Genomic DNA, 11,958 nt, shown 5'->3' with positions numbered 1-11,958 from the left:
AAATTGTTATTTTATGCGCCAACGTCTGTTAGCGCAATATTTCGACGGCTTGATCTAGCAAAAAGTCGTAAACTTTTTTAGCTCAATCGTCTATTAGTAACCACGGTCTGCAATGATTTTATCTGCGAAGTTTTTCGGTACTTCAGCGTACTCGTTAAACTCCATAGAGTAAGACGCACGGCCTTGAGTTGCAGAACGTAGGTCCGTTGCGTAACCAAACATCTCAGATAGTGGTACTTGAGCGCGGATGATCTTAATACCAGCCACACCATCGTCCATACCTTCGATCATACCGCGACGGCGGTTAAGGTCACCAACAACATCACCCATCCAATCTTCAGGAGTAGTTACTTCAACATTCATCATTGGCTCAAGAAGAACAGGCTGTGCTTCTAATGAACCCTTCTTGAATGCCATCGAGCCAGCGATTTTAAACGCCATCTCGTTAGAGTCAACATCGTGGTAAGAACCATCAAACAGAGTGGCTTTAATATCTAATACAGGATAACCCGCTAGAACACCGCTGTTCATTTGCTCTTCGATACCTTTCGCTACCGAGTTGATGTATTCCTTAGGAACAACACCACCCACAATTTCGTCAACAAAGACAAAACCTTCGCCAGGTTCAGATGGCTCCAGTTTGATCCATACGTGACCATACTGACCACGACCACCAGATTGACGTACAAATTTACCTTCAACTTCCGCGTTGCCACGGATTGTTTCACGGTACGCAACCTGAGGTTTACCAACATTACAGTCAACGCTGAATTCACGTTTCATACGATCAACGATGATATCTAGGTGAAGCTCACCCATACCAGAGATCAGTGTCTGACCTGTTTCGTCGTCCGTCTCTACGCGGAATGATGGATCTTCTGCCGCTAGTTTACCTAGTGCAATACCCATCTTCTCTTGATCGGCAACAGAGCGAGGCTCTACCGCGATCTGAATTACCGGATCAGGGAACTCCATGCGCTCTAGAATCACTTTGTGATTCTGGTCACATAGCGTGTCACCTGTTGTCACGTCTTTCAGACCGATAGCAGCTGCGATATCACCAGCGCGAACTTCTTTAACTTCTTCACGCTTGTTCGCATGCATCTGTACGATACGACCGAAACGCTCTTTCTTGTCTTTTACTGAGTTGTAAACTGCATCACCTGAGTTCACAACACCTGAGTAAACGCGCATGAAAGTTAGCGTGCCCACGAATGGGTCAGTCGCGATCTTGAATGCTAGTGCTGAGAACGGTTCGTTGTCGTCTGCGTGACGCTCAACTTCGTTCTCTCTTTCGTCGATGCCTTTAATTGCAGGAACATCAACTGGCGATGGCAAGAATTCAATCACTGCGTCTAGTACTGCTTGAACACCTTTGTTTTTGAACGCACTACCACAAGTAGCCAGTACGATTTCGTTGTTTAGTGTACGAGTACGTAGAGCTTGTTTGATCTCAGCTTCAGACAGTTCACCCTCTTCAAGGTACTTGTCCATTAGCTCTTCAGTTGCTTCAGCTGCCGCTTCAACTAGGTTGTTGCGCCACTCTTCAGCTAGCTCTTGCATGTCTGCTGGAATTTCGTCGTATGTAAACGACATGCCTTGATCGGCTTCATTCCAGTTGATCATTTTCATCTTGATAAGGTCAATAACACCTCGGAAATCATCTTCCGCGCCAACGTTTAGCTGGATTGGAACAGGATTCGCACCAAGACGGTTTTTAATTTGGTCCACAACACGTAGGAAATCTGCGCCTGCACGGTCCATCTTGTTTACAAATACCATACGTGGAACGTGGTACTTGTCAGCTTGACGCCATACAGTTTCAGACTGAGGTTCAACACCAGATGAACCACAGAACACAACAACCGCACCATCAAGTACGCGCAGAGAACGCTCTACTTCGATAGTAAAGTCAACGTGTCCAGGGGTGTCGATGATGTTAACGCGGTGCTCTTGGAATTGTGCTTCCATACCACGCCAGAAAGTAGTAGTTGCAGCTGAAGTGATAGTGATACCACGTTCCTGCTCCTGCTCCATCCAGTCCATGGTTGCTGCGCCATCGTGAACTTCACCGATTTTATGAGACAGACCAGTGTAGAACAAAATACGTTCAGTAGTGGTTGTTTTACCAGCATCTACGTGAGCACAGATACCGATATTACGGTAGCGCTCAATAGGAGTTTTGCGAGCCACGATTGAATCCTCTTAACTTAGAGATAGGGACTATTGCTATAGCTAAAAATGCTATCCCTAGATATAGCAATAGTTCCTAGCATAGGCATAGGAACTAAAGAAGTGCTGCAAGGAACCTTGCAGCACTGAAAAGGTATTACCAACGGTAATGTGCGAACGCTTTGTTTGCGTCAGCCATGCGGTGAACGTCTTCACGTTTCTTAACCGCAGTACCTTTGTTCTCAGACGCGTCTAGCATTTCAGCAGCTAGGCGTTGAGCCATAGATTTTTCACCACGCTTACGCGCAGCTTCAACCAACCAACGCATAGCAAGTGCGTTACGGCGAACCGGACGAACTTCTACAGGTACTTGGTAAGTTGAACCACCTACACGGCGAGATTTAACTTCTACCGCTGGGCGAACATTTTCAAGAGCTTCTTCAAAAATAGCTAAGTGGTCTTTACCAGACTTTTCAGCCATAGAATCTAGTGCAGTGTAAACAATTTTCTCTGCAGTAGATTTTTTACCGTCAACCATTAGGATGTTAACGAATTTTGCCAGCAGTTCAGATTTGAACTTTGGATCTGGAAGGATCTTACGCTGACCAATGACGCGACGACGTGGCATGGATTTTCTCCGTTGTCTTCTTCAGGTTTTATCCAAAACTTTTCAGTTTTTTCAAAAAATTAAAAATAATTTAGTGTTTGGCCTTACTTAACGGAATCCATTAAGACTTAGGACGCTTCACACCGTACTTAGAACGACCTTGTTTACGGTCGTTAACGCCAGCACAGTCAAGTGCACCGCGAACAGTGTGGTAACGTACACCCGGAAGGTCTTTTACACGACCGCCACGGATTAGTACAACACTGTGCTCTTGAAGGTTGTGACCTTCACCGCCGATGTACGATGTAACTTCGAAGCCGTTTGTCAGACGTACACGACAAACTTTACGAAGTGCTGAGTTAGGTTTTTTAGGTGTAGTTGTGTAAACACGAGTACATACACCACGTTTTTGTGGGCACGCTTCTAGTGCAGGCACGTTGCTTTTAACAACTTGCTTTGCACGTGGCTTACGTACCAACTGGTTAATAGTTGCCATTAACTAGCTCCTGATTTACTTGAAAGTAAGCTTTGTGAAAAATCTATCCCTAACGACTCTTGGCAGTTAGGGACGCAAAATTCTATGCAGCAGTGAGAGGTGTGTCAAGAAATATACGGATCTTTTTTGTTCAATTAGGGTAATTCGTCCGTAAAGCTCAATCGACAGGAATAAAGGGCTAATCCCAAGTCAGAGATTTCGCCTGTTTTGTCGTGAGTTCGACAAAACCTGAATAATTTATAACGGTAATAGACGGGCTTATACGATTGGTGATTCCGCGAGCTTCGATATCACTCTGTAAAGCAAACACAGCGGGGCCTTTTACCTTTGTAAATGCTTTATGTTGAGGGTTAGCGGCATAAACCGCCTCTTCAATCAGCAAGACATCATCTTGCTCACTGTACAGTGCCATTGCATCGTCTAATGCTGCTACGGATTTGATGATATGTAACATGGCTTCCTCAGAATGACAGCAGTTTGCTAGCTTGTTGCAGTTTAGCTTTGAGTTGCTCGGTATTTAGAGACTCGGCATCAATGACTAAATCGGCTTGAGCCAAGCCACGCTCGGCAAGCGAATCAGCACAAACAAACACTTGCTCAATATCGTACAAGTCGAACAGCTTTAGCATTGGTGCGTAGTCTTTGCTTAAGATGCCATTTGGCTCCTGTCCAAGCAGTAACTGGTAGACACCATCACCAACAAATAAGACGGTGATGTCTTCACAGTACGCCGACGCCGCTAGCAGCGCATCCACACCTTCACGCCCCGCATTACTACCATGAGGTGCGCTACGAAATAGGTAAGTTAACTGACTCAAAACTGCACCACTCTATCTTGCGTTAACATAGCTTCGGCTAAGCTGCCCAAACCAGCTTGTTCGAACCCTGTCGCTAGGTTGTTCTGCTCAAGACCATGTTGATTGGCTTCATCTTCGCTGATGATACCGCGACGTAAAGCCGCTGCCACACACGTTTCCAAACGAACATCGTGTTGCTGTGCGAGTGATTGCCATGCTTTAGCTAGGTCAAACTCATCATTGGCGGGCACGCTCAGAGCTGTACCATTGGTGACGCCGTCTTGATAAAAGAACACACTCACTAGAGTGTGCCCTTGTTCAATGACTGCTTTAGCAAATTGGTATGCACTGCGTGCCGATTGGCTGCCGTAAACCGGACCGTTCACCACTAGCGTGTAAGTTAATCCACTCACGCTTATTCGTCCTCAGTTTTACGCTGACGAATATAAAGGTAAACCGTATGCTTAGAAATGTTTAGACGATCAGCAACGCGGTTGATGGCGTCTTTAATGTCGAAGATACCTTTATCGTACAATTCCATGACGATCTGACGGTTTTTCGTATTGTTCGATACCGATTTGTCTGCATTGATTTCTTCAATCGTGCGCTCAACGGTTTGATCGACAAGTTCTTCAACATCGCTGGCGAAGTTTACTGAAGACGCCGCCTCTTTTGCTTCTTGTGTCGGCATAAAAGATTGCAGCACTTGGGAGAACGGCGCATCAAGGTTGACGTTAATACAAAGCAGGCCAATCACTCGGTTTTCACCATTGCGGATAGCAACGGTGATCGACTTCATGAGTACACCACCTTTTGCACGGGTGAAGTACGAACGTGAGAAGTTACGTTCAGAGCCTTCAATGTCTTTCAACATCTTTAACGCTAAGTCGGTAATCGGAGAACCGACCTGACGGCCAGTGTTTTCACCATTGGCGATTTTGATTGCAGAGGTATTGAGATCTTCAAGAGAGTGAAGAACGATCTCACAAAAGGGACCAATCAAACTGGCGATGCCGTCCACGACCGCTTCGTAAGATCTCAAGATGATTTTATCGTGCTCAGAAAATGGCATCACGTTGACAGATTCCATTTCGAGCAACATCTCCGCATTTATTGTTTCTGTAGTTGTCATAAGCCTTCGAGCGAAAAATCAACAAATTGGTGTAAGTTTATCAGAAAATTTGAAAGGCAACCTAGCAAACTCATCAACTAGTGACCTAGAACAAAAAAGGCCCGTAAAACGGGCCTTTTTTCATCGAGTTATCGCTATCTGTTATTACTTAGCAGCTTGATCGTTCTCAACTTTTAGTAGTTCAACTTCGAATACAAGCGTTGAGTTAGCTGGGATGCTTGGTGTGTCTTGATCACCGTATGCTAGCTCTGGCGGGATAACAAATTTGAACTTAGAGCCTACAGGCATTAGCTGAACACCTTCAGTCCAACCAGGGATAACGCGGTTTAGTGGGAACGTTGCTGGCTCACCACGATCGTAAGAACTGTCGAACTGAGTACCGTCGATCAGAGTACCTTTGTAGTGCACCTGAACCGTATCAGTGTCTTTTGGCTTCTCACCTTCAGCAGGCGTGATTACTTGGTAAAGTAGGCCAGAATCTGTCTTAACTACGCCTTCTTGCTTTTCGAACTCAGCACGGAAGTCATCACCTGCTTTCTTCGCTTCAGCCGCTTTTTCAGCGGCTTGCTTTTGCATCTTCTCAGCAACACGCTTATCTAGAGACTCTAGAGCAGCACGAGTTTCTTCCTCGTTTAGCGCAGCTTTGTCTTTGAATACGTCTTCGATACCTTTAAGAACTAGGTCTTTGTTTAGGTCGATACCGATTTCGCTTGGCTTATCGATACTCGTGCTCAGGTAGTTAGCAAATGAAACACCGATCGCGTACGCCGCTTTGTCATCGTCGGTTTTAAAGTGAACTGCTTTACCAGTTTCTGCTTGAACTTGTTCTGCTTGAGGTGCTGCTTCTGGTTTTGTTTCTTCTTTTTGACAACCTACCGCTAGCATTACTGTTGCAGCAAGTAGCGACACTTTTAAAACTGATTTCATTAAATTCTCCCAATAATGGCTTAGCCACTGGTTGTTGTGCACAAATCTTCGATGAGACTAGTGAAGACAATCGTTATACCAATATACTAGCTATATGTCTTAAGACACAAACCGGATTATTAGATGTGATGCAAAGAATTTCTCATTTATTCCTATATTTAATTGTCATCACCACGTTAAATGGATGCTTTTTTACCGATCATGACGTTCAACGTTGGTCACTCGAACCACAAGGTTCCACCAGCTTTGCGCTCAGTCGAGATGGCCGATTTGCACTGCTGTACTCCAAAGAGCACCAGTTGGTTCTTTGGGATTTGGAGCAAAACAAACAACTCGCAAAGCTGGGTGAACTCGATCAAGCTGCGAATGTGGTCTCCCATATTCGCATTTCGGACAATGGCCGCTATGCCGTCACTGCAAGCCAAATGAACTTCGCAGTATGGGATCTCGGATGGACTCAAGCCGAAGGACTTTGGTCTATCGATGACGCGCTAATTCGAGACGTTGATATCACCAGTAACGGAGAACAAGTGTTGCTTGGCCTGTCCAACGGTAAAGCGATTCACGTCAACTTAGTCACTGGTCGCAGGCTAGAGTTCCTTGCACACCAAGAAAAAGTCAATTCCGTGGCGATATCTCCCAATGGCCGCTTCGCCTTAACGGGCGGTAATGACTACAAAGCGTATCTGTGGGATACCGAAACCGGGCTAGTATTGCGCAGCTTTGAACACGAGCAACGCGTGGTCAGAGTCGCGCTTCAACGGGATGGGAAACTGGCCATGACGTCCGATGGCGGTAATCAAGCCATCATCTGGGACTTAGAAACTGGAGAAGAAGTGACACAGCTAAGCAGTTGGTCTCGTCAGTTGATCTTCTCGACGGCTCGATTCTCAGACGATGGCAGCTTATTAGTTACAGGAACGCCTTCAGGACGCGTGATGGTTTGGGATACTCACACAGGTAAACGAGTGGATAGATTTGAAGTCGAGCCGAAAAAAGATACTCGCCCTCCTCGTGCGGTCGTGTATGATGCAGCCTTTGATTCCAAGCAACGTATAATTACTGCCACTTCTGCGGGCATTGCCCAAGCTTGGCAGCTAGAGAACGGATCATGACAGAAAAACTTATTCAGCAATTGGAAGCTCGCATTAATGACTTAGAGTGTCAGCTTGCGTTCCAAGAACAGACGATTGAAGATCTGAACGGTGCCTTGTCACAGCAGCAACTGCAAATCACCAAGATGCTCGATCAGATGAAATACGTGGTAGGTAAAGTGAAGAATATGGATTCGTCGAATTTGGCCGATCCATCAGAAGAAACACCACCACCGCACTACTGATTCATCCGAATCCTAGTGCAGTAAATAACACAAAGCCCAGACTCTTATCTGGGCTTTGTTGTCTTTAAGAAAACGAATCGCTACTCGTCAGAGTAAATGTTTACGCTCAACTCACCTTGAGTGTTGATCCCTGCTCGATACATACCAGAACTGTTCATCGCAAAGTGCAACTCACCTTGTGCATCGATGGCAATTAGACCGCCCTCTCCGCCCATCTCTTTAAGTTCACCTTGAATGATATGTTCACAAGCCGTGTGGACGTTTTCTTGCAAATAACGCATGCGCGCTGCGACATCTTCCGCCACTCGTTTACGGATAAAAAACTCGCCGACACCTGTAGTGGAAACCGCAACAACACCATTCTCTGCCACCGTGCCGCACCCAATCAGAGCGGAATCTCCCACGCGACCGTATTTCTTGTTGGTCACACCGCCAGTGCTGGTTGCTGCCGCTAAGTTGCCTTGTTGGTCCAATGCAACCGCACCAACCGTACCGTGTTTACGGTCATCTGGGTAACGGGACTCGGAAAGAGCAAACAAGCCTTTCTCACGCATAGAAATCAGTTGTTCATAGCGACGATCAGTGAAGAAGTAATCTTGCTCTGTGTACTCGTGGCCTTGTTCGAAAGCAAATTTCTCAGCGCCCTCGCCGACTAACAGCACATGGTTGCTGTTTTTCATTACATCACGAGCGAGTTCAATGGGATTCTTAATATGACGAACACCGGCAACAGCACCTGCCGCTTGGTTTCTACCATCCATTACAGAGGCGTCCATTTCTACCATTTCAGTATGAGTAAGAACCGAGCCTTTGCCTGCATTGAAATTAGGGGAGTCTTCTAGCACTTTTACCGCAGCAACGACCGCATCTAAGGCTTCACCACCTTTTGTTAAGATTTGATGACCCGCTTTCACCGCAGCTTCTAAATCCGTCAAAATGGATTGTTGCAGTTCATCGCTCATCTGTGCCCGCAAAATGGTACCTGCACCACCGTGAATGGCAATCGAGAAAGGTTTCGTCATCGCTTTGTCCAACTGTTATTCCTTGTATGATTTGCACTACACCCCAGATAAACAAAAAGCGCAAGTTGAAACCTCAACTTGCGCTTTTCAAAGCTTGTTCTAGATAATGCTATCTAGAGGAAGAGCGTGCGATTAGTGAGAACCGCAACCGCCGCCGCCACAGCATTCGTGGTCGTCAGCTTTTTCTTCGCCACCGCAGCAGCCGCCTTCGTGGTCATGGTCGTGACCGCCACAACAACCGCCACCTTGGTGGATGTGACCGTGTTCGATCTCTTCAGCTGTTGCTTCACGAGTAGCCATAACTTCAACTTCGAAAGTTAGTGTTTGGCCAGCTAGCATGTGGTTGCCGTCTACAACAACTTCGTCGCCATCAACTTCAGTCACTTCTACAGGGATTGGACCTTGGTCAGTGTCTGCTAGGAAACGCATGCCAACTTCGATTTGCTCAACGCCTTGGAATACGTCAGCAGGAACGCGCTGTACTAGAGCGTCGTTGTGATCGCCGTAAGCATCTTCAGGAGCTACTGTTACTGAAAACTTGTCGCCAGCCACTTTACCTTCTAGCTCTTTCTCAAGGCCAGTGATTAGGTTGTTGTGACCGTGTAGGTAATCAAGAGGCGCGTCAGCTGTTGATTGATCAACAACAACACCGTCTTCCATCATTACTTTGTATGCAAGGCTTGCAACAACGTTCTTTTCAATTTTCATACTAACTCCAGGGAGATTAACTGACTTAACCAAAATGGGGTTAAGTACCGAGATGGTAGTATTATGGGGATCAATTAACGAAGTTCAATTACTCAGGCTTAAAAATCCCGATCATTTCTTGTTCTGAGTGTTTATTTTTTTCTACAGATTGTGGTTTACGCTGCTCGGTGTAATCACAATCTACACATTCAACTAACTCGATATTGTTCTCAATCCACCAGCGCAACGTATCTTGCTGGCTACACTGCGGGCAGCTTGCACCCGCGATAAAACGTTTCTTGGCTTTCACTTTTGTTCCTTTTCCCGCTTAATACCTTGCGGGTACTACTTCCAATGATTTGGCGACTGTTGATCGCTTTCCATTTCGCGACCAAAGATTTCTTCTAGTTCTTTGCGTGCCTCTTTCGAGCGTTGAGCAAGTTCTTTATCCTCATTATGCTGAGGCAATAAGTCTTTGAGCATAGCATTATCTAGTTTACGAAAATGTGCTTCTGCCCGCTTTGCTTGATACGGATGCATGCCTAGTTCTACGAGCGCTTGGCGACCTAGATCTAATGCGCCCAAAAAGGTTTCACGCGAGTAGTTTTGCACACCGTGATTCATTAACTGATAAGCTTCCACACGGCTGCGTGCACGGGCGAGGATCTTCAAATTCGGGAAGTACTCACGACAAATGTCGACAATCGCCATGACCTCATCTGGTGAATCGGTACAGATAACCAGCGCTTCCGCTTTGTCTGCACCTGCGGCACGTAACAAATCAATCTGAGTCGCATCACCGTAAAACACCTTATAGCCGTATTTACGCAGCAAGTGGATTTGGCTCGCATCACTTTCTAGCACCGTGACTTTGATCTTGTTGGCATACATCAAGCGCCCAACAATCTGACCAAAGCGACCGAAGCCGGCAATGATCACGCGCGGTCGACGATCAACAACATTGGTCGTCACGCTCTCTTCTTCTTGATTGAGCGTGTGAGCAAACCACTTCTTTTGCCCCATGAGCAACAACGGCGTCGTCACCATCGACAAACTCACCACAACCAATAAGAAGGAAACTTGCTCTTTGGTTAAGATCCCTTCTTGGCTTGCCGCGGTGAAAATCACAAACGCAAACTCACCACCTTGGCTCAAAATCGCCGCCATACGACTACGCGACTTTGCGCGAACTCGGGCAGTACGCGCCAGAACGTAGAGCACCAAGCCTTTCACGGTGACCAAAGCAACCACAGAACCTAATATTGCCCACGGTTGCAATGCTAATAACCCTAGGTTCACCGCCATACCAACAGCGATAAAGAACAAGCCAAGTAGCAGACCTTTAAAAGGTTCTATCGCGATTTCCAGCTCATGACGATATTCACTTTCCGCCAGCAGTACGCCCGCTAAGAAAGTACCGAGTGCCATCGACAGCCCCAGCTTTTGCATCGCAACAGAAATGCCAAGTACCACTAAAAGAGCAGCAACGGTGAAAAGTTCACGCACACCACTCATCACGACAAAACGAAATAAAGGGCGCAGTAAAAAGTGACCACCTATCAATAAACCGATCACCGAGGCTAAGACCCACAAGGCATCCAGCCAATCACCGCCACTGGTGCCACCAGCGAGTAATGGCAACATGGCAAGCATTGGGATTACAGCAATATCTTGGAATAACAGTACCGCAAAGCCCGATTGTCCGGTTTCCGTTCCGGCTTGTCCTTGCTCTTCTATCACTTTAAGTGCAATCGCGGTGGATGAGAGTGCTAATCCCATGCCGATCACTAAGCTCACTTGCATGCTCAAACCAAACAGGCTGACGATGCTGCCAATCACGGCAGTCGTCACAATGACTTGAGCCCCCCCAAGTCCAAGTATTGGTCCACGCATTTGCCATAGTTTTTTGGGATTTAACTCCAAGCCAATTAAGAACAGCAGCAACACCACCCCAAGTTCAGCAAAGTGGAGAATCGCATCCACATCGCTGATCAAACCCAGTCCCCAAGGACCAATTAAAACACCAGCAATCAGGTAGCCAAGCACGGAGCCCAAACCAAGTCGCTGAGCAATCGGCACTGCTACGACAGCAGCAGAAAGGAATACCACGCTGCTTTGAAGAAACTCACTGGTTATCGCCATGATGACCTCCTTGTACTCCCCACTCATTCAAAGGGTTGTTCAGCCATTGACGATATTGTTCCGCATGCTGATAACGCTCAATATCCGAGACATTACGTGACCAGTACAACACCAGAGGTTCCATCCAGTGCATTTGACAAAGAGCAGCGGTTAACTCGAAAGGTTGTAAGATCTGTTCTAATGGATATTTGTTATACCCAAGTGGGCTAAAGGCATCTTCTTTGCCTCCCGTGGTGATAACACTACGCCAATATTTACCTTCAAGTGCACAGCCATCACCAAACGCAAACCCTTTACCTAACACGCGATCTAACCACTCTTTTAGTAGCGCAGGGCAAGAATACATATAGAGGGGATGATGAAAAACGATCACATCGTGCGTCATCAACAGGTTGTGTTCGTAATTCACATCAATAAAGAAATCAGGATACGCACCATAAAGATCATGCACAGTGACGTGATCAAGTGATTGAATTTTTTTTATCATCACTTGATTAGCAATGGAGTTTTGCGGCTCAGGGTGAGCATAAATCACCAGAACTCTTGGGGGATAAGACGCTGCAACAGCCAAATGGTCGTCCTTGTTTTAATTTCTCAGGGAAAATTATCGTTATCAGTTTGTTATACTTTTTTGTAT

15 protein-coding genes are annotated in these 11,958 nt (G+C 46.3%); 2 read left to right on the top strand and 13 right to left on the bottom strand.

The features are described from left to right. Window positions 1-93: 93 nt before the first annotated feature. The 8 genes from fusA to fkpA all read right to left on the bottom strand — a co-directional run bounded on the left by fusA (window position 94) and on the right by fkpA (window position 6,131). A complete protein-coding gene (gene fusA / locus C1S73_RS12320) occupies window positions 94-2,193 on the bottom strand; it encodes an elongation factor G (RefSeq protein ID WP_038871960.1) in 2,100 nt (699 codons plus the stop codon). Between the two features lie 136 nt (window positions 2,194-2,329). After that, window positions 2,330-2,800 (bottom strand): 30S ribosomal protein S7, encoded by a 471-nt coding sequence (rpsG, locus tag C1S73_RS12315; protein ID WP_005438390.1) that lies wholly within the window; start codon window positions 2,798-2,800, stop codon window positions 2,330-2,332. A 100-nt stretch (window positions 2,801-2,900) separates the two neighbouring features. Next, complete coding sequence (rpsL, locus tag C1S73_RS12310; protein WP_004399892.1) at window positions 2,901-3,275, bottom strand: 30S ribosomal protein S12; 375 nt, start codon at window positions 3,273-3,275, stop codon at window positions 2,901-2,903. Window positions 3,276-3,453: 178 nt separating this feature from the next. Beyond that, window positions 3,454-3,729, bottom strand: coding sequence for a sulfurtransferase complex subunit TusB (gene tusB / locus C1S73_RS12305; RefSeq protein WP_038871962.1), 276 nt, complete (start codon window positions 3,727-3,729; stop codon window positions 3,454-3,456). 7 nt (window positions 3,730-3,736) lie between these two features. Continuing rightward, on the bottom strand, window positions 3,737-4,093 hold the full coding sequence (gene tusC, locus C1S73_RS12300) for a sulfurtransferase complex subunit TusC (RefSeq protein ID WP_038871964.1): 357 nt from the start codon (window positions 4,091-4,093) through the stop codon (window positions 3,737-3,739). Beyond that, on the bottom strand, window positions 4,090-4,485 hold the full coding sequence (gene tusD / locus C1S73_RS12295) for a sulfurtransferase complex subunit TusD (protein ID WP_038871966.1): 396 nt from the start codon (window positions 4,483-4,485) through the stop codon (window positions 4,090-4,092). Before tusD ends, tusC begins: the two co-directional genes overlap by 4 nt. A gap of 2 nt (window positions 4,486-4,487) precedes the next feature. After that, window positions 4,488-5,204: a helix-turn-helix transcriptional regulator gene (locus tag C1S73_RS12290; RefSeq protein WP_038871970.1), complete on the bottom strand. Its 717-nt coding sequence runs from the start codon at window positions 5,202-5,204 to the stop codon at window positions 4,488-4,490. Window positions 5,205-5,348: 144 nt separating this feature from the next. Further along, entirely contained in the window at window positions 5,349-6,131 is a 783-nt protein-coding gene (gene fkpA, locus C1S73_RS12285; RefSeq protein WP_038871973.1) for an FKBP-type peptidyl-prolyl cis-trans isomerase, read from the bottom strand. A gap of 128 nt (window positions 6,132-6,259) precedes the next feature. Here fkpA and C1S73_RS12280 point away from each other — a divergent pair, with 128 nt between their 5' ends. After that, complete coding sequence (locus tag C1S73_RS12280; protein ID WP_038871975.1) at window positions 6,260-7,246, top strand: WD40 repeat domain-containing protein; 987 nt, start codon at window positions 6,260-6,262, stop codon at window positions 7,244-7,246. Next, on the top strand, window positions 7,243-7,470 hold the full coding sequence (locus C1S73_RS12275) for a SlyX family protein (RefSeq protein WP_005438375.1): 228 nt from the start codon (window positions 7,243-7,245) through the stop codon (window positions 7,468-7,470). The genes C1S73_RS12280 and C1S73_RS12275 overlap by 4 nt, the downstream gene beginning before the upstream one ends. An 80-nt stretch (window positions 7,471-7,550) precedes the next feature. On the opposite strand, the gene C1S73_RS12270 is transcribed toward C1S73_RS12275, so the two are convergent. The 5 genes from C1S73_RS12270 to kefG form a co-directional block, all read right to left on the bottom strand. Further along, window positions 7,551-8,492 (bottom strand): isoaspartyl peptidase/L-asparaginase family protein, encoded by a 942-nt coding sequence (locus tag C1S73_RS12270; RefSeq protein ID WP_038872047.1) that lies wholly within the window; start codon window positions 8,490-8,492, stop codon window positions 7,551-7,553. Window positions 8,493-8,624: 132 nt separating this feature from the next. Beyond that, entirely contained in the window at window positions 8,625-9,200 is a 576-nt protein-coding gene (gene slyD / locus C1S73_RS12260; RefSeq protein WP_038871977.1) for a peptidylprolyl isomerase, read from the bottom strand. 88 nt (window positions 9,201-9,288) lie between these two features. Next, window positions 9,289-9,489: a YheV family putative zinc ribbon protein gene (locus tag C1S73_RS12255; protein ID WP_010443959.1), complete on the bottom strand. Its 201-nt coding sequence runs from the start codon at window positions 9,487-9,489 to the stop codon at window positions 9,289-9,291. A 35-nt stretch (window positions 9,490-9,524) separates the two neighbouring features. Further along, window positions 9,525-11,321 (bottom strand): glutathione-regulated potassium-efflux system protein KefB, encoded by a 1,797-nt coding sequence (gene kefB / locus C1S73_RS12250; protein ID WP_038871979.1) that lies wholly within the window; start codon window positions 11,319-11,321, stop codon window positions 9,525-9,527. Continuing rightward, window positions 11,305-11,892 carry a glutathione-regulated potassium-efflux system ancillary protein KefG gene (gene kefG / locus C1S73_RS12245; RefSeq protein WP_038871981.1) on the bottom strand — a complete coding sequence of 196 codons (588 nt, stop codon included), beginning with the start codon at window positions 11,890-11,892 and terminating at the stop codon, window positions 11,305-11,307. The genes kefB and kefG overlap by 17 nt, the downstream gene beginning before the upstream one ends. Window positions 11,893-11,958 lie beyond the last annotated feature (66 nt).

It is taken from the genome of Vibrio jasicida 090810c, assembly GCF_002887615.1.
Classification (GTDB): Bacteria; Pseudomonadota; Gammaproteobacteria; order Enterobacterales; family Vibrionaceae; genus Vibrio; species Vibrio jasicida.
The sequence above is the reverse complement of the archived record's forward strand: the minus strand, read 5'-3'. Positions and strand labels throughout refer to the sequence as shown.

Coding starts and splice junctions, on each gene's coding strand:
- fkpA (WP_038871973.1), bottom strand. CDS start 6,131: ATGAAATCAGTTTTAAAAGTGTCGCTACTTGCTGCAACAGTAATGCTA.
- C1S73_RS12275 (WP_005438375.1), top strand. CDS start 7,243: ATGACAGAAAAACTTATTCAGCAATTGGAAGCTCGCATTAATGACTTA.
- rpsG (WP_005438390.1), bottom strand. CDS start 2,800: ATGCCACGTCGTCGCGTCATTGGTCAGCGTAAGATCCTTCCAGATCCA.
- rpsL (WP_004399892.1), bottom strand. CDS start 3,275: ATGGCAACTATTAACCAGTTGGTACGTAAGCCACGTGCAAAGCAAGTT.
- C1S73_RS12270 (WP_038872047.1), bottom strand. CDS start 8,492: ATGACGAAACCTTTCTCGATTGCCATTCACGGTGGTGCAGGTACCATT.
- C1S73_RS12280 (WP_038871975.1), top strand. CDS start 6,260: ATGCAAAGAATTTCTCATTTATTCCTATATTTAATTGTCATCACCACG.
- C1S73_RS12290 (WP_038871970.1), bottom strand. CDS start 5,204: ATGACAACTACAGAAACAATAAATGCGGAGATGTTGCTCGAAATGGAA.
- tusB (WP_038871962.1), bottom strand. CDS start 3,729: ATGTTACATATCATCAAATCCGTAGCAGCATTAGACGATGCAATGGCA.
- slyD (WP_038871977.1), bottom strand. CDS start 9,200: ATGAAAATTGAAAAGAACGTTGTTGCAAGCCTTGCATACAAAGTAATG.
- kefB (WP_038871979.1), bottom strand. CDS start 11,321: ATGGCGATAACCAGTGAGTTTCTTCAAAGCAGCGTGGTATTCCTTTCT.